Annotated in this window: 21 protein-coding genes; 12 read left to right on the top strand and 9 right to left on the bottom strand. The window is 48.1% G+C overall.

The features are described from left to right. Positions 1-43: 43 nt before the first annotated feature. Positions 44-991 (bottom strand): ornithine carbamoyltransferase, encoded by a 948-nt coding sequence (argF, locus tag DN92_RS09040; RefSeq protein WP_173961316.1) that lies wholly within the window; start codon positions 989-991, stop codon positions 44-46. A gap of 149 nt (positions 992-1,140) precedes the next feature. Here argF and DN92_RS09045 point away from each other — a divergent pair, with 149 nt between their 5' ends. Further along, positions 1,141-1,482, top strand: coding sequence for a DUF3579 domain-containing protein (locus tag DN92_RS09045; RefSeq protein WP_173960923.1), 342 nt, complete (start codon positions 1,141-1,143; stop codon positions 1,480-1,482). A 56-nt stretch (positions 1,483-1,538) separates the two neighbouring features. Here the strand turns inward: DN92_RS09045 and rpsT are convergent, their stop codons facing one another. After that, positions 1,539-1,805 (bottom strand): 30S ribosomal protein S20, encoded by a 267-nt coding sequence (rpsT, locus tag DN92_RS09050; protein WP_046330744.1) that lies wholly within the window; start codon positions 1,803-1,805, stop codon positions 1,539-1,541. Positions 1,806-1,958: 153 nt separating this feature from the next. Between rpsT and murJ the strand changes: the two genes are divergently transcribed. From murJ to miaA, 3 genes are read left to right on the top strand one after another with little or no spacing between them, the layout of a single operon-like run. Continuing rightward, positions 1,959-3,512: a murein biosynthesis integral membrane protein MurJ gene (gene murJ, locus DN92_RS09055; protein ID WP_173960924.1), complete on the top strand. Its 1,554-nt coding sequence runs from the start codon at positions 1,959-1,961 to the stop codon at positions 3,510-3,512. Positions 3,513-3,517: 5 nt separating this feature from the next. Next, on the top strand, positions 3,518-4,360 hold the full coding sequence (locus tag DN92_RS09060; protein ID WP_173960925.1) for a SirB1 family protein: 843 nt from the start codon (positions 3,518-3,520) through the stop codon (positions 4,358-4,360). A 37-nt stretch (positions 4,361-4,397) separates the two neighbouring features. Beyond that, entirely contained in the window at positions 4,398-5,402 is a 1,005-nt protein-coding gene (miaA, locus tag DN92_RS09065) for a tRNA (adenosine(37)-N6)-dimethylallyltransferase MiaA (protein WP_173960926.1), read from the top strand. Between the two features lie 14 nt (positions 5,403-5,416). Here the strand turns inward: miaA and purM are convergent, their stop codons facing one another. Beyond that, positions 5,417-6,469: a phosphoribosylformylglycinamidine cyclo-ligase gene (gene purM / locus DN92_RS09070; RefSeq protein WP_173960927.1), complete on the bottom strand. Its 1,053-nt coding sequence runs from the start codon at positions 6,467-6,469 to the stop codon at positions 5,417-5,419. A gap of 73 nt (positions 6,470-6,542) precedes the next feature. On the opposite strand from purM, the gene DN92_RS09075 reads away from it, so the two are divergent. From DN92_RS09075 to panB, 6 genes are all read left to right on the top strand, one after another. Further along, on the top strand, positions 6,543-7,532 hold the full coding sequence (locus DN92_RS09075) for an AI-2E family transporter (RefSeq protein WP_173960928.1): 990 nt from the start codon (positions 6,543-6,545) through the stop codon (positions 7,530-7,532). A 12-nt stretch (positions 7,533-7,544) separates the two neighbouring features. Further along, a complete protein-coding gene (hda, locus tag DN92_RS09080) occupies positions 7,545-8,303 on the top strand; it encodes a DnaA regulatory inactivator Hda (RefSeq protein WP_173960929.1) in 759 nt (252 codons plus the stop codon). A gap of 6 nt (positions 8,304-8,309) precedes the next feature. Continuing rightward, positions 8,310-8,990, top strand: a complete 681-nt coding sequence (locus DN92_RS09085; RefSeq protein ID WP_173960930.1) for a histidinol-phosphatase — start codon at positions 8,310-8,312, stop codon at positions 8,988-8,990. Further along, entirely contained in the window at positions 8,987-10,387 is a 1,401-nt protein-coding gene (gene pcnB, locus DN92_RS09090; RefSeq protein WP_173960931.1) for a polynucleotide adenylyltransferase PcnB, read from the top strand. Before DN92_RS09085 ends, pcnB begins: the two co-directional genes overlap by 4 nt. Positions 10,388-10,460: 73 nt before the next feature. Then, positions 10,461-10,988 (top strand): 2-amino-4-hydroxy-6-hydroxymethyldihydropteridine diphosphokinase, encoded by a 528-nt coding sequence (gene folK / locus DN92_RS09095; protein ID WP_173960932.1) that lies wholly within the window; start codon positions 10,461-10,463, stop codon positions 10,986-10,988. Positions 10,989-11,005: 17 nt separating this feature from the next. Further along, entirely contained in the window at positions 11,006-11,821 is an 816-nt protein-coding gene (gene panB / locus DN92_RS09100) for a 3-methyl-2-oxobutanoate hydroxymethyltransferase (protein WP_173960933.1), read from the top strand. A 16-nt stretch (positions 11,822-11,837) separates the two neighbouring features. Here the strand turns inward: panB and dnaJ are convergent, their stop codons facing one another. From dnaJ to hrcA, 5 genes are all read right to left on the bottom strand, one after another. Continuing rightward, positions 11,838-12,968, bottom strand: coding sequence for a molecular chaperone DnaJ (gene dnaJ, locus DN92_RS09105; RefSeq protein ID WP_173960934.1), 1,131 nt, complete (start codon positions 12,966-12,968; stop codon positions 11,838-11,840). Between the two features lie 99 nt (positions 12,969-13,067). After that, on the bottom strand, positions 13,068-15,002 hold the full coding sequence (gene dnaK / locus DN92_RS09110) for a molecular chaperone DnaK (RefSeq protein ID WP_173960935.1): 1,935 nt from the start codon (positions 15,000-15,002) through the stop codon (positions 13,068-13,070). Between the two features lie 192 nt (positions 15,003-15,194). After that, entirely contained in the window at positions 15,195-15,755 is a 561-nt protein-coding gene (gene grpE, locus DN92_RS09115; RefSeq protein ID WP_173960936.1) for a nucleotide exchange factor GrpE, read from the bottom strand. 82 nt (positions 15,756-15,837) lie between these two features. Continuing rightward, positions 15,838-16,932 carry a ferrochelatase gene (gene hemH / locus DN92_RS09120; protein ID WP_173960937.1) on the bottom strand — a complete coding sequence of 365 codons (1,095 nt, stop codon included), beginning with the start codon at positions 16,930-16,932 and terminating at the stop codon, positions 15,838-15,840. Positions 16,933-16,980: 48 nt separating this feature from the next. Then, complete coding sequence (gene hrcA / locus DN92_RS09125; protein ID WP_173960938.1) at positions 16,981-18,003, bottom strand: heat-inducible transcriptional repressor HrcA; 1,023 nt, start codon at positions 18,001-18,003, stop codon at positions 16,981-16,983. Positions 18,004-18,040: 37 nt separating this feature from the next. Between hrcA and DN92_RS09130 the strand changes: the two genes are divergently transcribed. Both DN92_RS09130 and recN read left to right on the top strand, forming a co-directional pair. Continuing rightward, entirely contained in the window at positions 18,041-18,946 is a 906-nt protein-coding gene (locus tag DN92_RS09130; RefSeq protein ID WP_173960939.1) for an NAD kinase, read from the top strand. A 26-nt stretch (positions 18,947-18,972) separates the two neighbouring features. Further along, positions 18,973-20,643, top strand: coding sequence for a DNA repair protein RecN (recN, locus tag DN92_RS09135; RefSeq protein WP_173960940.1), 1,671 nt, complete (start codon positions 18,973-18,975; stop codon positions 20,641-20,643). Here recN and glnE read toward each other — a convergent pair. Then, complete coding sequence (glnE, locus tag DN92_RS09140; RefSeq protein ID WP_173960941.1) at positions 20,640-23,465, bottom strand: bifunctional [glutamate--ammonia ligase]-adenylyl-L-tyrosine phosphorylase/[glutamate--ammonia-ligase] adenylyltransferase; 2,826 nt, start codon at positions 23,463-23,465, stop codon at positions 20,640-20,642. The two genes, recN and glnE, sit on opposite strands and share 4 nt — an antisense overlap. Positions 23,466-23,475 lie beyond the last annotated feature (10 nt).

Here is a 23,475-nt window from a genome sequence, read left to right on the forward strand (position 1 = left end):
CAAAAAATTAACTAATTACCAAAAAGACACATTGATTTACAAATTAATCCAAACGACCACAGAGTAAGTACTCCATCAGAGCCTTTTGAACATGCAAACGATTTTCAGCCTCTTCCCACACAATGCTTTGAGGACCATCAATCACTTCCGCAGAAACTTCTTCACCACGATGGGCGGGCAAGCAATGCATAAATAAAGCATCTGGCTTTGCCACAGACATCAACTCCTCATCGACCATCCAGTCTTTGAAGGCAGTCATGCGGGAAGTATTTTCATCCTCATAGCCCATGCTGGTCCACACATCGGTAGTTACCAAGTCAGCATCTTTACAAGCATCTTTAGGGTCTGTGCAAATCGTCAGGTGTTTCAGCGCCTTAGCTGTCAGTCTTGAGCCATCGAGCTGATAACCCTCTGGCGCGGAAAAGCGGATCTGAAAGTCCAAACATTCAGCAGCCTGTATCCAGGTGTAAGCCATATTGTTGGCATCGCCTACCCAGGCAACTGTCTTTCCTTGAATGGGACCGCGCGCCTCTACAAAAGTAAAGATATCGGCTAATACCTGACAGGGATGGAATTCATTCGTTAAGCCATTGATTACCGGAACGCGAGAATTTGCTGCAAAGCGCTCAATAATCTCCTGGCCAAAGGTGCGAATCATGATGATGTCTGTCATCCGTGAAATCACCTGCGCCGCGTCCTCTACAGGCTCGCCACGGCCCAACTGGGTATCTCGGGTGTTCAGGTAAACGGCATGACCACCAAGCTGGTGTATGCCGGCTTCAAAGGAGAGGCGAGTACGAGTAGAGTGCTTCTCAAAGATCATCGCTAAAGTGCGGTCGTGAAGGGGGTGCCAAGTCTCATAACTTTTGAACTTGGTCTTGAGCCAAGCGGAACGCTTGAGCAGATAGTCATATTCTTCGCGAGTCAGGTCAGCAAACTGCAAGTAATGCTTAACCTGGCCAGGCGCTTGAGGCTTTGCCAAAGATATCATTGTTGAGCTTTCTACTAGAGTTTTAGCTTGCATTGTTTTGGGTATCGAGCTGCACGAAAATAGTTCCTAAAGTCATCTTAAGGCCTTCTCAGACTGTTAAGCTAGAGGGCTCAGCAATACTTATTCCTTACAACGATTTACACGCCAACTTGGACCACAAAAAGCTTTTCATTCAAGGCATTACAACTTCTGGCAAACCTTTTCGTCCCAGCGATTGGGCCGAACGTCTTTGCGGAGTAATGGCTACTTTTCGCCCGCCAGGTGATGCCGGCGACCCCCGCTTCACTTACTCACCTTATGTGAGGCCGGTGATCATTGCCACAGTGAAATGCGTTGTTATTGATACCAGACTACGAGATCTTGATCCGCGAGCGCTCGACTTTGTCATGAACTTCGCCAAAGACAACAGCCTGCCAATCGAAGAAGCCTGCGAATTCGAGCCGGATTCGAATTCGCATACTCTCAATCCTAAAAACAAAAACCCGCTCTGATAAGGAGCGGGCTGAGGCCCAGAAAAATCTGGAGCCTGCCTAAAACATGAACAGTTTTATGCTGCCATTGCCTTAATAGCGGCTGACAAACGTGACTTCTGACGTGATGCAGTATTTTTGTGAGCAATCTTTTTGTCAGCAATCTTGTCGATTGTGGACTGAGTTGCTGCAAATACTTTAGCTGCTGCATCCTTGTCGCCAGTTTCAATTGCTTTACGAACTGCCTTAATGGAAGTGCGGAGCTTTGAACGCAAGCTAGAGTTGTGTTCGTTCTGTTTTACTGCCTGCCGTGCGCGTTTACGCGCTTGTGCGGTATTGGCCATCTTTAAACCTTGCTATATAAAAATTACAAAATACGGTTAACTAAAATTCTGTGTGGGTTCGCCAAATTTGTAAGCTGACTCACCAAAACCCAAGATTTTACATTAAAGGACCAAAAAAGCCCAGCCGCTTGATAAATAGGGGAAAATTGGCTCATGAATCTGCTTTCTGCCGCCGCCAAGGTAAGCTCCCTCACAATGCTTTCCAGAATTACCGGACTTCTCCGGGAAACCCTGATTGCCCGTAGTTTTGGGGCTTCTGAGTGGACTGACGCCTTTAACGTAGCCTTCAGACTGCCTAATTTGCTCCGTCGGCTCTTTGCCGAAGGGGCCTTTTCACAGGCATTTGTGCCTATTTTGGGCGAAATTTCCAGCCAAGGGGATGTCAAACAGTCTCAAATCCTCGTTAATGCCGTCGCCACGCTCTTGTTTTGGGCTTTGCTGCTGACGGTACTACTGGGGGTGATCGGTGCGCCCTTGCTGATTCTGGTCATCGCTACTGGCTTTGAGGGCGGTCCAGCCTACGAAGCTAGTGTAGTTATGACCCGCATTATGTTTCCGTATATCGGCCTAATTTCCATGGTTTCTCTGTCTGCAGGGATTCTCAATACTTTCGGGCGCTTTGCCATTCCAGCATTTACCCCAGTTTTACTCAATTTAGCCCTGATCGGTAGCGCGATCTTTTTGGCGCCACATTTAGAACAGCCCATCTATGCCCTGAGTATCGGCGTTCTTTTGGGTGGGTTCTTACAACTCGCGATTCAAGTTCCAGCGCTTTCCCGGCTGGGTTTACTGCCAAAAGTAGGTCTTTTACCTGGGGCGATCAAATCAGCCCTCAAAAATCCAGATGCCCGCCGGGTCATGAAATTAATGGGGCCAGCCGTATTTGCGGTGTCCGTCGCCCAAATTTCCCTCATCATCAACACCAATATCGCGTCACGATTACAGACGGGCAGCGTTTCTTGGCTATCTTATGCCGATCGCTTAATGGAGTTTCCAACGGCACTTTTAGGCGTTGCATTAGGCACCGTGCTTTTACCCAGCCTGAGCAAAGCCAATGCAAAGAATGATTTAGTGCATGCGGGCGAATTGTTAATTTGGGGCTTGCAACTTACCTTCTTGCTAGCGGCTCCCTGTGCAATTGCACTCTTTATTTTTGGCGAACCTCTTGCTGCAGTCTTGTATCACTACGGAAAATTTACCGCTCTAGACGTATTGATGACTCAGCGCGCCTTGGCTGCTTATGGTGTTGGCTTGATTGGCCTGATTTTGATCAAGATCCTAGCCCCCGGGTTTTACTCACGACAAGATATCCGCACTCCGGTAAAAATTGGCTTGCTCGTTTTAGTAGCGACGCAATTGGCTAATTTGATTTTTGTGCCTTGGCTCGGTCATGCCGGCCTAGCCCTCTCCGTTGGCGCTGGCGCCTGCCTTAACGCAGTACTACTATGGGTTGGCCTGCATCGACGCGGCGCTCTTCCAGGCGCTGCCTGGTTTAAATATTTGGGACAACTGCTCCTTGCCTTAATTCCATTTGCATCGCTCTTGTATTACGCAGCGACTGCACATGATTGGATTGCACTGCAATCTAGCCCTTGGATCCGCGTGGGATTAGTGGCCGGATGGTTAGCCGCAGCCGCAATAATATATTTCGCAGCTTTGGGTCTGGTTGGCGTCCGCTGGCAAAAATTCCTGCGTCATGCAAAATAGCCTATATGCCAACACAACAACTCGACTATTTCACCTCACTGGTTGCTGAGGACGAACACTTTCCATTAACCGAGGCAGCGGTAGCGGTTGCACAACATGCCTATCCCGACCTCGATGTTCAAGGCGTGCTCGATAAGATCGATCAATGGGGCAATAAGCTTAAGAAACAAATTACTCCGGATACGCCACCGGTACAGCGCCTACAACTGTTGAAGCATTTTTTTTACAACGAGCTAGGCTTTGGTCCGAATCCAAATGACTTCTACGCGCCCGAGAATTCTTATCTTCACCAGATTATTGAAAATCGTCGTGGTATTCCTATCTCTTTAGCGATATTGATGATGGAGCTTGGCCAGCAAATTGGTCTGAATATTCGTGGCGTCTCATTTCCCAATCACTTCATGATGCGCATCTCCTTGCAACAAGGTGAAATCATCATGGATCCATTGACCGGTGATTCCCTGTCTAAAAATCAGTTACAGGAAATGCTCGACCCGTACCTGGATGCCAAAGGCTATCGCGGTGAACTCAGTTTGCCGCTCAATATTTTCTTGCGCGCCTCTAGCCCCCGAGAAATCCTGTCACGCTTTATGAGAAACCTCAAAATGATTTATTCCGAGGATGAGCGCTGGGAGCGTCTTCTCGGAATTCAGGAGCGCCTAGTCATTTTGTTATCAGACTCTGCCGAAGAAATTCGCGACCGTGGTTTGATCTTTGCGCAACTAGAATACGTACGGCCTGCTATTGCTGACTTACAGCGCTACTTAAGTGAGATGCCCGGCGCAGAAGATGCGGCAGATATTCGTGAGCACATCACGACACTTGAGAGCCAAACTAAATTGCATTAAGCCATCAGCTTGCTCCATTTCATTCTTATAATGGCTTATGCAATCTGAGCCTCATATTCAGCCTACGCATTCACCTGATCAGCCGCCGATACTCTGTATTGTTGGCCCAACAGGCTCAGGCAAAACCCATCTCGCGATGGCTCTAGCAGAACATGCCCAATCGATTAACCAAACCATTGAATTAATCAGCATGGACTCCGCCTTGGTATATCGCGGATTAGATATTGGTAGCGCCAAACCTACTAGAGCTGAGCAGGCTGCAGTTAAGCACCACCTCATTGATATCTTAGAACCTACCGAATCGTATTCAGCAGCTCGCTTTGCAAATGATGCCAAACGATTGTGTGAAGAAATTCAAGGGCGTGGACATATTCCAGTGATTGTGGGTGGCACGATGTTGTACTGGCGGGCATGGGCACATGGCCTTTCCTCACTTCCACCAGCCGATCCAGAAATCCGCACCCGCCTAGACGAACAAGGGGGGATGATTGGTTGGCCTGCGATGCATACTAAATTAGCCAAAATCGATCCGGTGACTGCTGAACGTTTGCAGCCCAATGACTCTCAACGCGTGCAACGTGCTCTAGAGGTATTTGAGATTACTGGAAAACCTATGTCTGAACTCTTGGCTGATTCGCCAAGTGAGGATGGCAGGGAAGGATCAGCTATTCCAGCGTGGATTAGTCTGCTATCACTTGAACCAAGCGATCGATCTCGCTTGCACCAGAATTTAGAAAAACGGTTTGATGAAATGCTAGCCGGGGGCCTAATAGAAGAGGTGGAAGCACTGAGAAAAAATCTAGACCTACATGCTGACTTACCCGCTATTCGTTCAGTGGGGTATCGACAAGTCTGGGAATATCTAGATGGTGAGGTTGATCAAGCCGAAATGCGTTACAAGGCTTTAGCAGCTACAAGGCAGCTCGGCAAAAGGCAACTTACCTGGTTGAGGGCCATTGCCGAAAGAAACACTTTCGATCCATTCAACCCTAATGAGTTGAAAGCAGCACTCAATTACTGCAAGCAAAACCTGAGTCAATAGGCTGTTGCGGCGAATTAAATTACGATGGTTTGTGGAGCACCAGTTGGACGTTCTACAACCTCACCAACAGTCCATGCATTTAAGCCTTCAGCCTTGAGAGATTGAATAGCCGCATCCGCTTGATCGCTTGACACAATTACCACCATACCAATACCGCAGTTAAATACGCGCACCATCTCCGCATCAGCCACGCCACCCTTCATCTGCAACCAGCGAAACAGCTCTGGCATTTGCCAGCTGTCGCGATGCAACACTGCTTGCGTATTTTCTGGGAGTACACGAGGCACATTATCAACGAGACCACCGCCAGTAATGTGAGCCATGCCCTTCACATTAATCTCCGTAATCAGCTTGAGAAGTGGCTTCACATAAATCTGTGTAGGAGCCATCACGACATCGCCTAAAGAGCGACCACCTAGATCATCCGTCGGCTTGGCGCCCGCACGCTCAATAATTTTACGAACCAATGAATAACCATTGGAATGCGCGCCACTAGAGCCAATTGCCAACACCACATCACCCGGGGCAATCGTTGCACCAGTAATAATTTTGGATTTTTCAACTGCACCAACAGCAAAACCAGCTAAGTCATATTCACCTGGAGGATACATACCAGGCATCTCAGCAGTTTCACCACCAATGAGTGCGCAACCAGAGAGTTCGCAACCCATTGCAATGCCGCCCACCACAGTGGCAGCAGTATCCACCGTGAGCTTGCCGCAAGCGAAATAATCTAAGAAAAACAGGGGTTCGGCACCTTGAACCAAAATATCGTTCACGCTCATGGCCACTAAATCCTGACCGATCGTATCGTGACGATTCCATTCGAAAGCCAGCCTCAGCTTTGTGCCAACACCATCAGTGCCCGATACCAAAACCGGCTCTTTGTAGCGCTTTGGGACCTCAAATAGGGCGCCAAAGCCACCAATACCGGCCAACACGCCCTCGCGCATGGTTTTCTTAGCCAAGGGCTTAATGCGATCCACCAAATCGTCCCCAGCGTCGATATCGACACCAGCATCGCGGTAGGAAAGGCCTTTTGAGGAAGAATTAGTAGATGAGGTCATGGCAGAGATAGAAGATTAGTAAAAAACACTACTTGGTCGTTAGAATCATTGAATTCTAGAGGATTCGAGCAAGATGGCTGAAATTTTTACCCCTTTTCTAACTGCATTTATTCTGGCTTATGCCCTACGCCCAGTTTGCTTGTGGCTTGAGAGGCATCGCTTGCCCCGCGCGGCAGCAGCTGGAATTGCCATGATTATTGGTTTAGCAGTCCTATTTTCGATTTTGACCCTCTTTATTACGCTACTCAAAACTGAAATTCCCCTAATTCGGGCTCAGTTTCCAGAATGGATTCAAAACACCCAATCCTGGCTTGGGCCTAAGTTAAATGAACTGAATATTCATTTTGACTGGAGCACGCTGAAAACTACTGCAACCCAGAAAATCACTGAGCATCTAAACGACAATTCTGACGCCCTCATGTCCTCCACTCTAGAGACCGTATTGACATCAGGCAGCTCTGTCATCGCCGGTTTCGTGAATGCCGTTCTCATCCTGTTCGTGATGTTTTATCTCCTCATTGACTGGGATCGCTTCTTTAAGCTTGTCAAAACAATCGTACCAGTGCGCGCACAAGAAACCGTGCACCACTTAGCAATGCATGCTGATGGTTTGTTATCCCAATACCTCAGAGGCATGCTGATTGTGATTTCCATCATGTCTATTTTTTATAGCGTTAGCTTAAGCATGATTGGCATTCAAGGTGCGGCAGCATTAGGCGTATTCACCGCACTCATGATTGTGATTCCTTACATCGGCATTGCTCTGGGATTCACCCTGGCAATCCTTGCGGCCCTTTTACAATTTGGTCCTGGTGGTGCAATCATTGGCGTCCTGGTTATATATGGGCTTGGTCAATTCATTGAAGGTTTTTTCTTAACACCCCGCTTAGTTGGCGAGCGGATCGGGTTGCATCCCGTCGCAGTGCTCTTTGCCCTGCTTTTGTTTGGGAAATTATTCGGATTTTTTGGAGTGCTCTTAGCTTTACCAACGAGCGCAGTAGGCTTGGTACTTCTTCAATATGGATGGTCGCGCTATACCCAAAGTCCGTGGTATCAAAAATAAATTTCAGTAGCAATGAATAACTCTCCGTTACCACGGCAATTTGCTCTCGATATTGGCCGTACACCTACTCCCAGCTTAAATAATTTCTTGGCTGGAGAGAACCTGGCACTGCATTCCACCTTGCAAGAACTTGTGAAATCCTGGGAAACCAATGCCCCAAGACCGGTCAATGAGAACCCCTTAAATCAACGCTGGATCTATTGGTGGGGACCAGAAGGCTCCGGCCGTTCACACCTACTGAGCGCGATTGGCAGCGCAGCGCAAGAACTCGGCCTCAAATATTTCCCTTTAACTCCTAATGAGCCAATCTCCTGGGTGCGCTTAGAGGAGCAACTCTCCACCCTGTGCGCCCACCATCAGCCTTCTGTAATTACCGTAGATGATGTAGATCGCCTAGACGAACGCCTCGTAGCCTGCTTATTTCGGATTCTGAATGCAATTCAGGGAAGTGAAGCAATCCATATTTTTATGGCTGGCAATGCTGCCCCTGGCACATTAACGCTGAGAGAGGACCTTCGGACCCGTCTGGGTTGGGGTTTGATCTTTCAAACCCACCTTTTGGGCGATGATGAGAAAATACAAGCATTACAACAAGCTGCTCAGGCGCGCGGCTTGGTTTTATCGCCAGATGTGTTGCCATGGCTCCTCAATCGCTTTTATCGGGATATGCCAAACCTGATGGCCTTGATGGATGCTTTGGATGCGTATTCACTAGAAACAAAACGTGCCGTAACCCTGCCTCTTGTACGAGAGCTCTTGCAGCCTAAATAAATATTGATGACTCAAATAGCACTGTTCGATTTAGATCACACTCTCCTCCCCTGCGATAGCGATTACGAGTGGGGTCAATTTTTGGCTCGTATTGGAGTAGTGGATAGCAAATACTACGCAGAGCAAAATGAGCGCTTCTATCAAGACTATAAAGATGGCAAGCTCGACATCCAGCAATTTCTTCGCTTTGCATTGAAGCCACTATCAGAGCATTCTCGCGAACAGCTGAAAGAGTGGCATGACGCCTTCATGAAGGAAGTCATTACCGGTCAGCTACGCCAACAAGCTGTTGATCTAGTGAAACGTCATCAAGATGCTGGCGATCTCTGTTGTGTTGTCACCGCTACCAATAGTTTTGTCACACGACCCATCGTAGAAAGCTTTGGTATCGAGCATCTCGTTGCCACTGAACCCGCTACTGTAGGGAATGATCCTTCTGCTAATTTCACTGGTGAAGTCAAGGGGATCCCTAGTTTTAGAGAAGGCAAAATCCAACGAGTGCATGATTGGCTAGCCAGCCAAAATTTAGAGTTCGATCGATTGCCGCAAAGCTATTTTTACTCAGACTCGATGAATGATTTACCCCTCCTGGAAAAAGTCAGCAATCCCATTGCTACCAATCCGGACGCTCGCCTACGTGATGAAGCTGTAAAACGTCATTGGCCCATACTTGAACTGTTTGCATGATTACCAAATTTATTAAACGTATTTTGCGTCGCGACCCTATGGTCCGACATACTGTCGCCCATACATCTGGCGCACCTAAACGGGTTCCTAAAAAGTCCCATCGAATTGATCCTGATTTGCTTTCTAAGAACGCAGTGAAGGTCACGGACACATTGCAACAAGCGGGCTATGAAGCCTTCATCGTTGGTGGTGCAGTACGAGATTTAGCATTGGGTATTGGCCCTAAAGATTTTGACGTCGCAACCAATGCAACGCCCGAGCAAGTACAAAAACTATTTCGCAAAGCGCGCCTAATTGGTCGTCGCTTTCAGATTGTGCACGTCACTTTTTTTGGCAAGGGCCAGCCTGAGATCATTGAGGTATCGACTTTTAGAGCCTTACTGGAGAACGCTGGTGAGCACGTAGCCGAAAATGGCCGTATTTTACGAGATAACGTTTGGGGCAGTCAGCATGAAGATGCTGCGCGCCGAGATTTCAGCATTAATGCAATGTACTATGACCCTGCCACCGAAACCGTGCTCGATTACCACGGTGGCATGGCAGATATGCAGAAGAAAACCTTGCGCATGATTGGTGACCCGGCCAAACGCTATCGCGAAGATCCGATTCGGATGCTGCGTGCCATTCGGTTCGCCGCCAAGACGGGCTTCACATTAGATGCCGCAACGCGCGCGCCTATTGCCAAGCTTGGCAAGCTCATCCATGATGTTCCCTCTGCTCGCCTCTTCGATGAAATTCTCAAGCTCCTAATGTCTGGATATTCATGGGCAGCAATTCAGGGTTTAAAAGATGCTGGACTGCATCACGGCCTCCTGCCTTTGCTTGACCATATTCTTGATGACAAACCAGACTCTAAAGAAGCCAATGATTTTGTTCGTATTGCTTTAGCAAATACCGACGAGCGCATTCAATCTGGCAAAAGTGTTTCAGCTGGATTCTTATTTGCGACCTTACTCTGGCCGGATCTTCTAAACAATTGGAAACAGAATATCGCCAAAGGGGTCTCCAATATCCCTGCACTGCATGATGCGATGGATGAAACTATTGCTAGCCAAAGTAATGGCATGGTCATCCAGCGTCGCTTTGAAAGTGACATGCGTGAAATCTGGTCCATGCAGCCCCGCTTTGAAAAGCGTGTGGGTCGCTACCCCTATCGCCTCATTGAATCCCCACGTTTTAGGGCGGGGTATGACTTTATGCTGCTGCGTTGCGCGACTGGCGAGAAAAGCCCCGCATTAGGTGAATGGTGGACTAGTTTCATCGCAACGGATACAGAAGGACAAGAGGCTTTGATGGCCAGCGTCAAGGGTGAGACTGGTAATAGCCCCTCCCCCGCAAAACGCCGTCGCCGTAGAAAAGCCAAGGTCACTACTCCCGTCGAAGGTGAAGCAAGCTAAGCAGACTTGAGAAAAATTCAGTAAAGTAGATTCGTTATATAAGAAATAGCTTTATTTCTCGTTTAGGATGCATATGGCTCGAGCTTTTATTGGATTTGGCGGCAATATCGGTGACACACGTCAGCTCATTACTGATGCGATCGTTTGCCTTGCGCAACGCTGTGAACTGCAGATTCTGAAAAAAAGTTGCTTCTACCAAAGTGCGCCCTTTCAAGCAACTGGCGGCGACTACATCAATGCAGTAATTGAGATCGAGACCCAATTGAGTCCTTATGGCCTACTTTATGTCTGCCAAACTGTTGAACAAGAGTTTGGACGTGAGCGCCCTTATACCAATGCTCCCCGTACCTTAGACTTGGATATTTTGGCCTTTGAAGGCGTATCTCAAACAGATTCCGATTTAACACTTCCCCACCCCAGAATCATTGAGCGCTCATTTGTATTGTTGCCTTTACTGGAAATTGCTCCCGATTTCTTTTTGCCGAACTGGGGTGAACTCAAGGCCTATTTGCCTCAAGTTGCCGATCAGCGCATTGAAAAACTCGCTTGCCGCAACTGTCATTGCGTCGAAAAAGACGTCTATAGCCAATCAGCGCATTAATTCATTAAACTCACGTCATGGGTTACTTACAGGGCGATAAGCCATTGACGATTTCTAAACTCCTCTCAATGCGTGCTGAGGGCGAGAAAATAGCTATGCTGACGGCATACGACTCAACGATGTCCGCTTTGCTCAATCGCTGTGGAGTGGAAACCATTCTGATTGGAGATTCGCTGGGCAATGTGATTCAAGGTCATAGTAGTACCACTCCCGTCACCGTTGAACAAGTGGCGTATCACACAGAATGCGTTGCCCGCGCTAATACACATGCTTTTGTGATCGCAGATCTTCCTTTCGCCAGCTATGGTGATCCAGCTCAGGCATTAGATTCCGCAGCAGAGCTGATGCGTGCTGGTGCGGATATGGTCAAACTTGAAGGTGGTGATTGGCAAGTCGACATCATTCAATATCTAGTAGAACGTAGTGTGCCTGTTTGTGCGCATTTGGGCTTGCTACCCCAGTCTGTTCACATTTTGGGTGGCTACAAGGTTCAAGGCAAATCTAAGGATGCGGCCAGTCTGATGCTAGAACAAGCAATTGCTTGTGAGCAAGCTGGTGCGCAAATGATTGTGCTCGAAGCAATTCCTTCCTCGCTCGGCAAAATCATCACTGACTCACTTTCGATCCCAACGATCGGAATTGGTGCAGGTGCAGATTGCTCTGGCCAAGTGTTAGTTCTGCAGGATATGCTGGGAATCAGCCCTGGCAAGCCGCCGAAGTTTGTGAAGAACTTTCTAGATGGTCATGCTTCTATTGAGGCGGCAGTCAAAGCCTATGTTCGAGAAGTGAAGTCCGGGAAGTTCCCCGGACTTGAACACGGCTTTGCTGGTTAAGCTTCTGAGCTAGAGATTAACTAAAGAAGCTTTTAACGCCATCAAACCAACCCTTTTGGTGGGGATTGTGTTTATCACCGCCCGATTTGAGGCTGTCATCAAACTTTTGCAGCAATTCTTTCTGCCCATCAGTCAGTTTGACTGGCGTTTCAACGGCAATATGAACAAACAGGTCACCTATCGCCGTTGAGCGTAGCCCTTTAATCCCTTTATTACGCAGGCGGAAAGTTTTACCAGTCTGCGTACCCTCAGGAATCGGGAACTCCACGCGCCCGGAAAGAGTAGGCACTTCAATATCACCGCCAATAGTGGCGGTTGCAAAAGAAATTGGCATCTGGACATGCAAGTCGCTGCCATCGCGCTCAAATACTTTATGCGGCTTGACTCGAACCTCTACATAAAGGTCGCCAGATGGGCCGCCATTAATACCTGGCTCGCCGTTACCAACTGAACGAACGCGCATACCATCATCGATTCCCGCAGGGATCTTGATTTCGAGTGTTTTTTGCTCTTTATGCTTACCGCTACCGTGGCAAGTTTTGCATGGCTTAGGAAGGTACTCCCCTGTACCGCGACATTTAGGGCAGGTTTGTTGCATTGAGAAGAAACCTTGCTGTACGCGAACTTGACCATGACCATCACAAGTAGTACATCTCTCGGCTTTACTACCAGGTTCAGCACCGGAGCCATGACATGGCTTGCAATCACTCCAGCTCGGCACCCGAATTTGCGTGGTGTAACCCTCAGCTGCTTGCTCGAGAGTAATCTCCATGTTGTAACGCAAATCCGCGCCCTTGTAGACCTGCGGCCCCGCCTGGCGTCCGCCGCTTTGCCCGAAGATATCGCCAAAGATGTCACCAAATGCATCTGAAAAGCCACCGCCACCAAAGCCACCGCCACCAAAACCGCTAGACTGATCAAGACCCGCATGACCATATTGATCGTATGCAGCGCGTTTATTGGGATCGGTTAGTGTTTCGTAAGCTTCCTTCACTTCTTTGAATTGGGCTTCTGCTGTCTTACTATCCGGATTGCGATCGGGGTGATGCTTCATCGCCATTTTTCGATAAGCCTTTTTTAACTCCTCATCGCTGGCACTTTTCGCAACCCCAAGGACCTCGTAATAATCGCGTTTACTTTTAGACACAAAATTCCTCTCAACAACCTGAATGACACAAGTCGGCACGAGGCCGACTTGTTATTAAAGTACTTCTAAACTACGTTACATGGCTTTCAAGATCTGGGATTACTTCTTGTCATCCACTTCTTTAAAATCGGCATCAACAACATCTGCATCAGGAGCCGCACCTGGTGTGCCACCAGGAGCTGCGCCGGGAGCGCCGCCACCAGACTTAGCTTGTTCAGCAGCCATCGCTTTTTCACCCAGCTTCTGACTTGCCTTACCCAAAGCTTCGGTCTTCGCTTCAATGGCAGCTTTATCGCTACCTTTGATGGCTTCATCTAATTCTTTTAAAGCCGCTTCAACCGCTTCTTTCTCAGCCGCTTCCAAAGTAGCGCCATGCTCCTCCAAAGCCTTCTTAGTAGAGTGGGCCAGTGCGTCAGCAGTATTACGCGCCGTTACCAATTCCAAGGCTTTTTTATCTTCATCAGCATTGGCTTCAGCATCTTTCACCATACGCAGAATTTCTTCTTCGGTCAGGCCCGAGTTTGCCTTGATGGTGATCTTATTTTCTTTGCCGGTCGTTTTATCTTTTGCGGTGACATGCAAAATACCATTGGCATCAATATCAAAGGTCACTTCAATTTGTGGCATACCGCGTTGTGCTGGGGCAATACCTTCCAAATTAAACTCACCGAGTAATTTATTGGCCGCTGCCATTTCACGCTCACCCTGGAAACACTTGATCGTTACTGCAGGCTGACTGTCTTCCGCTGTGGAGTACACCTGTGAATGCTTGGTAGGAATCGTCGTGTTCTTCGGGATCATCTTAGTCATGACACCACCCAAGGTTTCGATACCCAAAGATAATGGGGTCACGTCCAAGAGCAATACGTCTTTACGATCACCTGACAATACTGATCCCTGAATCGCAGCACCAACGGCAACCGCTTCGTCTGGATTGACGTCCTTACGTGGCTCTTTGCCGAAAATTTCTTTTACTTTGTCTTGAACAGCAGGCATACGAGTCTGACCGCCAACCAAGATAACGTCATCAATGTCAGCAGGATTCACGCCAGCATCTTTAATCGCAGTCAAGCAAGGGCCAGCCGTACGGTTGATCAACTCTTCTACCAAAGACTCCAACTTAGCGCGTGTAAGCTTCAAGTTCAAATGCTTAGGGCCGCCTGCATCAGCAGTTACATAAGGCAAATTGATTTCAGTTTGCTGAGCAGATGACAATTCGATCTTAGCTTTCTCGGCAGCATCTTTTAAACGCTGCAAGGCCAATACGTCTTTGCTCAAATCAACGCCTTGCTCTTTTTTGAACTCAGTAATAATCCAATCAATGATGCGCTGGTCAAAGTCTTCGCCACCCAAGAAGGTGTCACCGTTGGTAGAGAGCACTTCAAACTGCTTCTCACCATCTACGTTAGCAATTTCAATAATGGAAACGTCGAACGTTCCACCGCCCAAGTCATACACGGCGATCTTGCGATCAACCTTGTCTTGCTTATCCAAGCCAAATGCTAAAGCCGCTGCAGTTGGCTCATTGATAATGCGCTTCACGTCCAGGCCAGCGATACGACCAGCATCTTTAGTTGCTTGACGTTGACTGTCATTGAAGTAAGCGGGAACAGTAATCACTGCCTCAGTCACTTCTTCGCCGAGATAATCTTCAGCAGTCTTTTTCATTTTGCGCAAAATTTCTGCGGACACTTGTTGTGGCGCCATTTTTTTATCGCGCGCTTCAACCCATGCGTCACCGTTATCTGCCTGAACAATTTTGTAAGGCATTAAACCGATATCTTTTTGTACTTCAGCATCAGTAAATTTACGACCCATCAAACGCTTTACCGCGTAAATCGTATTTTTTGGATTGGTCACTGATTGACGCTTAGCGGGGGCGCCAACCAAAACTTCGCCATCTTCAACGTAAGCAATGATGGATGGGGTTGTGCGACCGCCTTCGGCGTTCTCGACAACTTTAGGTGCATTGTTTTCAACAACCGAAACGCACGAGTTCGTGGTTCCCAAATCAATTCCGATAATCTTTCCCATAATGGCTCCAAAAATTAAGTTATGTGTAATTTCATCAAACTGCGAATAAATCGATATTCAATAAATGGGGTCAAAAAGAGCAAATTCAAGGGCTCGAAAAGCAAAAAAGGCAGAAATCTGCCTTTTTCATTCCACTTTCCTACCCAAGCGACCAAAAACCCAAAAAAACTGCTTTATTTAGGGATTTTTCAATTATTTGGGCGCACTCACGGTGACCAATGCTGGGCGCAAAATACGGTCAGCAATGGAATAACCCCTCTGGAGCACTGAAACCACGGTATTGGCCTCCTGGTCAGAGGGCACGGAGGCAATTGCCTGATGATGGTGAGGGTCAAACTTATCACCCACGGCGGGGTTAATTTCTGTCAGCCGACCCTTTTCAAAGGCAGATAAGAGCTGCTTCAAGGTGATCTCCAGACCCTCTTTGAAGGCTTTGGCATCAACTGCTTCCGCATTCAGGGCGGCGTACAAACTGTCTGTTACGGGCACGAGATGCTCAGCAAAACTCTCAATCGCAAACTTATGCGCCTTAGAAATATCCTCGACAGCACGGCGACGAATATTCTCACCCTCAGCTTTAGCGCGCAGAAAGTTGTCTTGCATCTCTGTGAGCTTTTGATTTAACTCAGCAATTTCTTGTTCTGGGGTCTTTGCTTCAGTAGCATCGGGCATTGTCTCAGCACTACCTTCAGCCTGAGTATCGGGGGCGATATTTTCTTGCCCAGAGCTTGAGTTTGGATTTTCTTGGGTCATAGGTGCAAATTCACTTTTCTATCAAAATAGCTACTTCTCAATAATGTGGGGTCGATCTAAGCAATTTCAAGTATGGCTGAGTTTAAGAAATTCTGGCTTTAGCCAACTCGGCTAAACGATCACGCTCGACTAGAACGGCATCAGACTCCACACCTAAACTCCAACCAGACAAATGCGCTTGGGCGATCTCATACATCGCATCAATCCATTTTGGATTGCTGTTCAGGCAAGGGATGTAACGGTAGTCTTTTCCACCATGTTCCAAAAAGATCTCACGTGCCTCCATAGCAATCTCTTCTAGCGTCTCTAAGCAATCCGCCGGAAATCCTGGACAAAATATATCGACTCGCGGACAGCCTTCTTTTCCAAGTTGTTCAATGGTTGGCGCGGTATAGGGCTTGAGCCACTCAGCCTTACCAAAGCGAGATTGAAAGGTCACCAAATATTGGCCGGGCTCCAAACCTAAAGACTCACCAAGTAAGCGACCAGTTTTTAAGCACTCACAATGATAGGGGTCGCCCTTCATTAAATTACGCTTAGGTAAACCATGAAAAGACAGTACCAAGTGATCGCCACTCGCAAAATCAGGGCGTCCGTCTTTGTCCCATGCCCCGAGCACTTGATCACGCAAAGCAGTGATGTAAGCAGGATGGTCATGATAGTGTTTGATCATCCGCAGCTCTGGTTGGTTACGCCATGTGCCTAGAACACGAAACACTTCATCAAAGCTCGAGGCAGAAGTTGTCGCTGAATACTGTGGATAGAGGGGGAGTAGTAATAAACGCTCCATGCCTTGTGCCTGAAGGGCTTCAAGGGCTTTCTGGGTAGAAGGCTGACCATAACGCATTGCTAGATCAACCAACACTACCTCACCGTGATCAGCGAATTTTTCACCCAGTTCCTTAGCTTGCAAGCGGGAAAAGTGCATTAACGGTGAGCCCAACTTTGGCAGCCAAATCGAGGCGTATTTTTTTGCAGAGGCGCCACTACGTATCGGCAAAATGATGCCATTCAATATGCACCACCAAATAATTCTTGGGATTTCCACTACACGAGGATCAGATAAGAATTCTTTGAGGTATGACCTCACCGCTTTGGCGGTTGGCGCAGAAGGCGTGCCTAAGTTCAGCAATAGAACTGCTGTCTTCGAAGGGCGTAAGTGGGGATTTTGGTTCAAGGGAGATCCGTCTGAATGAATAAGAGTGAGAGGAAAATAGAGCTGTTATTAAGAGTTGATTGGCGAACTCAATGCGCCTGATAACAACTTAGAGGTAATGTCGACAATCGGGATGACACGATCATATGCCATACGAGTGGGCCCGATCACTCCGAGCGTTCCTACGATTTGCCCATCAACACTATAAGGAGCGCTTATCACTGCTAAATCTTCATACGGCAGCAAATCACTTTCACCACCAATAAAGATTTGAATCCCATCCGCATGACTCGACACATCGAGCAACTGCATGAGCACGGATTTTTGCTCAAGCATGTCAAACATTTTGCGCAACTTGTCAAGATTGGTGCTCAAGTCGCCTACATTGAGTAGGCGGCGCTCCCCAGAGAGCACCATATCCCCTTGCCCCATGTCGTAATCACTCACGCCACTATGCAATGCCAAGGCCATTAATCCAGAGATGTCACTACGCAAATTATCAAGATCTGCAGCGAGATGCGCTCGAACTTGAGCAAAACTCTTGCCTGCAAACTGCGTATTAATGTAATTGCCTGCCTCAACCAACTGACTCGGCGTGTAGTCCTGCGTGGTGGGGAGGATGCGGTTTTGAACGTCCCCCTCTGGCGTCACCATGATGAGCAGGATCTTACCTTCGCCCAATCTCAAAAACTCAATATGCTTAAACACCTGTGCACGCTTCGGGGTCATGACTACGCCAGCAAAATGAGTCAAATTAGACAAAATTTGTGCAGCCGAATTCAACACTCTTTGCGGGGAATCCGGCAAAAGTCCTTTTTCCATCTCGCGGGCAGCAATTTCTTCCAGAGGGCGCACAGTCACCATTGTGTCCACAAAGAGGCGATAGCCTCTCGGGGTAGGGATACGCCCAGCAGAAGTGTGAGGGCTAGTCACCAAGCCCATTTCCTCCAAATCTGCCATCACATTGCGAATTGTGGCGGCAGATAGATCCAGCCCGGAGAACCGAGAGAGGGTTCGTGAGCCAATAGGCTGCCCCTCTTCGATATAGCGCTCGATGAGGGTTTTAAGTAAGGCGCGGGAACGATCATCCATAGTGGAAGGGATTTTATGCGTATGGTTTAATCGTTATATGTTAAGCCCATCCCAAAATTCCATCAAAAAGGCGTTTAGCCGGGTTGCACTCGTTGGCAAATATCAAGCCGATGGTATGCAAGAGCGCCTGAAGGACCTGGCTGGACTCCTAGCTGAACAGGGCTGCGAGGTCTTTATAGAGGCTTTTACGGCATCACATTTAAATCTGACCGCCTACCCCACCAGAACGGTAGAAGAATTCGCTGGGGCAATTAATCTGGCGGTTGTCTTGGGTGGCGACGGCACCATGCTGGGAATTGGCCGTCAGCTGGCGGGAAGCGAGGTTCCATTGGTTGGCATCAATATGGGGCGTCTGGGCTATATGACTGATATACCCATCCAAAACGTCCAAGCTATTCTTCCCCAAATTATTGCCGGTGAATATGAGGCCGATGCCAGAACGCTATTGGATGCTGTCGTACTGCGCAATGGCAAAGCGATTAACCACGCCCTGGCCCTAAATGATGTCGTCGTAAATCGCTCTGGAATTTCCGGAATGGTTGAACTCGCTGTGCGCGTCAATAACTCTTTTATGTACAACCAGCGATCCGATGGCTTAATTGTGTCTACGCCCACTGGCTCAACAGCCTATGCCTTGTCTGCTGGCGGACCTATTCTTCATCCTCGGGTAGCTGGAATCTTATTAGCACCGATTGCACCCCACTCTTTATCCAATCGTCCGATTGTGTTGCCACAAGATATTGTGGTGAGCATTGAAGTGGTTGATGGTAGAGAAGTGATTGTGAACTTTGATATGCAATCCCAAACCAATCTGCAATCAGGCGACATCATTGAAGTGCGCCAATCAGAAAAGACAATCACTCTACTCCATCCTCGCGGTCATAGTGACTACAAAACCTTGCGAGAGAAGTTACATTGGAATGAGTATCCATCGACATTCTGATGTCGGATTATTCGGTAGGCTAACGTATGCTTCAGACCCTCGCACTCCGTGACTTTGTCATTGTTGACCAACTAGAGCTAGATTTTGCTTCCGGCTTTACTGTGCTCACCGGCGAAACTGGTGCTGGTAAGTCCATCCTATTAGATGCGCTCAGTCTGGTTTTAGGGGAACGTGCTGATAGTAGTCAGATTCGAGAGGGCTGTAACCGCGCCGAGATTAACGCCCTTTTTCGGATAGACCCCCAACAAATTGGACACTTCAATCAGTGGCTGGATGAGCTTGGCTTTCCACTTGAAGATGAGGGACAAAGTCTATTACTCAAAAGAACTGTGGAAGCCAATGGACGTAGTCGCGCCTTCATTAATGGCAGCGTGGCAACCTTGGCACAGTTGCGAGATGCTGGTGATCAGTTAGTAGATATTCATGGACAACATGCTCATCAACTACTACTTAAAGGCGGCGCGCAACGCGAGCTGCTTGATCGTCATGCCAATCATATGGAGTTGGTAGGCGAAGTAACGCAATTATTCAAAATGCTGAGTGATTCTCGTCGCAGACTAGAACAGGCAGAAAATGCTGGGCAAGATATTGAGCGGGAGCGGGAACGCTTGGAATGGCAATTCGAGGAACTCACCGAACTCTTCCCCCAGGTAGACGAATGGACAGCCATTCAAAGTGAGCATGCTCGTCTGGCTAATGGCGCAAAAATTATTAGCGGCTGCCAAGAAGCGATTGATGCCCTGAGTGATTCTGACAACTCGGTTGAATCCGTCCTATCCAAAGCCGGCACCAATATGAGTGCCTTGGCCGAGCATGACTCCGCGCTGAGCGAAATCAGTCAAGCGCTAGAGTCGGCACAAATACAGATTGATGAAGCGGTGCATAGTTTGAATCGCTATTTACAGAAAGTGGATCTAGATCCAGGTCGCCTCACTGAAGTTGAGGAGCGAATGCAAGCACTACATGGTGCAGCTAGAAAATATCGCACCGAGGCAAATGAGTTGCCTGCACTACTGAATGAAACCCAAGAGCGTCTAGAAGCGCTTACCGCCTCCCAAAATATCGAAGCCTTACGAAATAAAGTAAAGCAAGAAGAAGGGGCTTATCTCCAGCTAGCTAAACAGCTCTCACAAAAGCGTAGCAAGGCTGCCCTTGACTTGGGCAAGCAAGTGACAGCCGCCATGCAAGATCTCTCAATGGCGGGCGGTCAGCTTGAAATTGCCTTACTACCCTTAGCTGATGGCAGCGCTCACGGTCTTGAACAAATTGAATTTTTGGTTGCGGGTCATGCTGGTAGTACCCCACGTTCATTAGCCAAGGTAGCATCGGGTGGTGAGCTTGCGCGCATCAGCTTAGCTATTAGCGTCATCACTAGTAAGGCTTCATTTACACCAACGTTGATATTCGATGAAGTAGATGCCGGTATTGGTGGCGCCGTTGCTGAGACGGTTGGTAAGTTATTGCGTCAACTAGGGAAGTCTCATCAAATTCTTTGTGTGACCCATTTACCGCAAGTAGCAGCACAAGGCAATCACCACTTGAAGGTGAGCAAATCCCAAGCGGGCGATAAGACACTATCGCAAGTCAGTCCACTAGGAAGAGCAGAACGAGTAGAAGAGGTGGCTCGGATGCTCGGTGGAGCCACGATTACCGACACTACACGTCGTCATGCGCGAGAACTCTTAGAGCAAAACTAAGCTTCCCTAATATCGGAAGGGGCACGAAAAATTTCTTGCCACAAATCTAATACTGCCGCTCTGGAATGCACCAACGGCGGCTCAAGCTCCAAATCCACACGCGTCTTTTCTGCGCCATCTAATCGTAAGCGGTGCTGTCGTGCTCGTTGAAGACGGTAAGCATCCCCTACTTCTTGAGCCATCTGCATCTGTATTAAGCCCAAGTCCCCAGCTATTCGAAGGAGGGCAATATTACCCAGATTGCCAATCAGTTGCGGGTGGGTACTTGAAAATGCTAAGACTAAAAATTGAACAATAAATTCAATATCAACCATGCCTCCAGCATCGTGTTTTAAGTCAAAATCAGGGCTAGGATTGGGATGTCCGGCGTGCACCTTGCGGCGCATTTCTAAAATCTCGAGACGTAGCTGATCAATATCCCGCTTTTGACTCAAGACCTCAAAGCGTACATCATCAAAGAATGTGCCAACGACTCTACACCCAGCGGAGAATCTGGCTCGCGTGAGAGCTTGATGCTCCCATACCCAGGCGGCGTTATCACCTTCACGCAATTGATATTTTTTAAATGCTTCAGCATTCGTGACTAAGAATCCAGCCGAACCATTGGGGCGAAGGCGTGTATCGATTTCAAATAAGCTGCCAGTCGAGGTATAGGCAGTTAACCAATTAATCATCCGCTTTGCGAGCAGGGCATAAATTTCTTGGGCTGCAAAATCAGCTTCTTGAGCTTGGTATAAGAAAACTAAATCCAAGTCAGAGGCATAACCCAGCTCTTTGCCGCCTAACTTGCCATAAGAGATCACGGCAAATGGCGCAGTCATATCTGAGGGTAAGTCAAACTTCTGGGCGACACTAGGCCAAACGCGCTCCAGGGTGGTCTGTAGTATCAAATCTGCTAAAGCAGACAAATGATCGCTCACCTTCTCTACGGAAAGTTCGTGATCAACGCCAATACCTAGGTCTGCCAATAAAGTGATGAAAGTTTCTGTGTGATGGGTGATGCGCAAAATATCCATTGCCTGCTCAGTACCATCTCCATCAGCCATCACATCGTCAAGACGCATATTGAGGGTATTTTTTACTTCCATCCAATACTCTTTTGGATGTTCAATTAAAGCCCTCTCTGTTCCCGAGTTGAGCAAGTAGTCTAATAAATGCGGATGTCGAGTTAAATATTCCGCCCCCCATTGAGATGTTCTCAGCAAAGCCAATACGTTTGATAGCGCCTGTGGGTATTCAGACAGAATGGATAAATAGGCGCTTCTCCGCGCTATCGCCTCCAGTAAATCAAAGAAACGAAGTAAGGTAATGTCGGCGCCAGCAATCATCGACTGATCTGCTTGCAAGCTATCTGCTGCCTTACGAATCAGGTTGTTGAAAATACATCTACTTTTCTCAGGCAACTGTTTTTGTTTCGGGCTATCAGCCCAGGTTAGCCAGCGAGCCGACGACTCTGTGAAGATTGTGTCATCAGGCTTCCATTCCGCAGGTAATGAGGTGTTATCTAAGCGCGCACCATCATCTAGTACAAAAGCTTTTTCAAAATACTGAGCTACTGCCGTTTGGTGTTGATCGAGCTTACTGAGAAAGTCTTTCTGCCCCTCTAGCTCATCAGGGCCAACCATGCTGGAAGCTAAGCGGGCGCGGGCAAGCTCATCCTCGGGTAGATAATGTGTCTGCTGATCCTCCCACACTTGAATGCGATGCTCTAAGCGTCGCAAGAAAATATAGGCCCCCTTTAAGGCGTCAACCTCTTGCGCAGGCAAGATACCTTGTTGTTTTAGTAGCTCCAACACTTCTAAAGTGGGGCGAATCCGAAACCGTGGATCGGTTCCCCCGCGCATTAATTGAAACATCTGCGCCAAAAATTCAATCTCGCGAATACCGCCACGACCTAACTTAATATCTCTTGATCGACCCTGATGATGCGATGAGCGCTTGTCTGCCTCATGTTGTATTTGTGCGTGTAAATCTCGAATCGAGGCAATAACCCCGTAATCTAAATGACGGCGATACACAAAGGGGCGAATGAGTTGATCTAGCTCCCGTTCGCAATAGGTAAACGCCGGCGAACTAGGTAAAGGAGAAATTAATCGGCCCTTAATCCAAGCGTAGCGCTCCCACTCTCTGCCTTGGACCAATAGGTATTCTTCGAGCATGTCGAGACTACACACTAGAGGACCGGAATCTCCATTGGGCCGCAAGCGCATATCCACTCGGAAAACAAAGCCATTGGCATCATGCTCGGCCATAAACTTGATCAAACGTTTGCCCATACGTGTAAACCACTCGTGATGCGACAAGCTCTTGGGCGCACCCTGAGTCTCCCCCTCATGCTCATATAGAAAGATGAGGTCAATATCAGACGAAAGATTGAGCTCTAGACCCCCCAGCTTACCCATGCCAACTACCATCAAGGGCATCTCTGAGTCAGTGACTGTGCTCCAAGGGAGCCCAAAACGCCTCTGTAGATCCTCCCGGATGTAGGCAATCGACAAGGCAACTGCCTCCTCTGCAAAATGACTGAGGGCGTACGTCACTTCTTTTAAGTCAGCCATGCCATTGAGGTCTCGGAAGGCAATCCAGAGCATGAGGCGTTGCCTAGCCAAGCGCAGATCCGCCATAAATTGAGCCTCGTCCTGCTCTGAGAAAGTCAAAGCCTGCCGACAAGGGCTCAATAAACCCCGAATTCCATCCACATCTACTTTTTGAGTGCCCTGGAGGCTGAGCCAGTCAAGCCACTCGGGGCGAGAATTCAGCCAGCGTTGCGCATAACTAGAATGCTGCTGTAGAAATTCAATTTGGCCGGCAAAATCTGTCATCTCATTATCT

It is taken from the genome of Polynucleobacter arcticus, assembly GCF_013307205.1.
Lineage (GTDB): Bacteria > Pseudomonadota > Gammaproteobacteria > Burkholderiales > Burkholderiaceae > Polynucleobacter > Polynucleobacter arcticus.

What these genes read in the sequence shown, in the direction of transcription:
- argF (WP_173961316.1), bottom strand. Translation starts at nt 991, where the DNA reads ATGATATCTTTGGCAAAGCCTCAAGCGCCTGGCCAGGTTAAGCATTAC.
- rpsT (WP_046330744.1), bottom strand. Translation starts at nt 1,805, where the DNA reads ATGGCCAATACCGCACAAGCGCGTAAACGCGCACGGCAGGCAGTAAAA.
- murJ (WP_173960924.1), top strand. Translation starts at nt 1,959, where the DNA reads ATGAATCTGCTTTCTGCCGCCGCCAAGGTAAGCTCCCTCACAATGCTT.
- DN92_RS09060 (WP_173960925.1), top strand. Translation starts at nt 3,518, where the DNA reads ATGCCAACACAACAACTCGACTATTTCACCTCACTGGTTGCTGAGGAC.
- miaA (WP_173960926.1), top strand. Translation starts at nt 4,398, where the DNA reads ATGCAATCTGAGCCTCATATTCAGCCTACGCATTCACCTGATCAGCCG.
- purM (WP_173960927.1), bottom strand. Translation starts at nt 6,469, where the DNA reads ATGACCTCATCTACTAATTCTTCCTCAAAAGGCCTTTCCTACCGCGAT.
- DN92_RS09075 (WP_173960928.1), top strand. Translation starts at nt 6,543, where the DNA reads ATGGCTGAAATTTTTACCCCTTTTCTAACTGCATTTATTCTGGCTTAT.
- hda (WP_173960929.1), top strand. Translation starts at nt 7,545, where the DNA reads ATGAATAACTCTCCGTTACCACGGCAATTTGCTCTCGATATTGGCCGT.
- DN92_RS09085 (WP_173960930.1), top strand. Translation starts at nt 8,310, where the DNA reads ATGACTCAAATAGCACTGTTCGATTTAGATCACACTCTCCTCCCCTGC.
- pcnB (WP_173960931.1), top strand. Translation starts at nt 8,987, where the DNA reads ATGATTACCAAATTTATTAAACGTATTTTGCGTCGCGACCCTATGGTC.
- folK (WP_173960932.1), top strand. Translation starts at nt 10,461, where the DNA reads ATGGCTCGAGCTTTTATTGGATTTGGCGGCAATATCGGTGACACACGT.
- panB (WP_173960933.1), top strand. Translation starts at nt 11,006, where the DNA reads ATGGGTTACTTACAGGGCGATAAGCCATTGACGATTTCTAAACTCCTC.
- dnaK (WP_173960935.1), bottom strand. Translation starts at nt 15,002, where the DNA reads ATGGGAAAGATTATCGGAATTGATTTGGGAACCACGAACTCGTGCGTT.
- grpE (WP_173960936.1), bottom strand. Translation starts at nt 15,755, where the DNA reads ATGACCCAAGAAAATCCAAACTCAAGCTCTGGGCAAGAAAATATCGCC.
- hrcA (WP_173960938.1), bottom strand. Translation starts at nt 18,003, where the DNA reads ATGGATGATCGTTCCCGCGCCTTACTTAAAACCCTCATCGAGCGCTAT.
- DN92_RS09130 (WP_173960939.1), top strand. Translation starts at nt 18,041, where the DNA reads ATGTTAAGCCCATCCCAAAATTCCATCAAAAAGGCGTTTAGCCGGGTT.
- recN (WP_173960940.1), top strand. Translation starts at nt 18,973, where the DNA reads ATGCTTCAGACCCTCGCACTCCGTGACTTTGTCATTGTTGACCAACTA.
- glnE (WP_173960941.1), bottom strand. Translation starts at nt 23,465, where the DNA reads ATGACAGATTTTGCCGGCCAAATTGAATTTCTACAGCAGCATTCTAGT.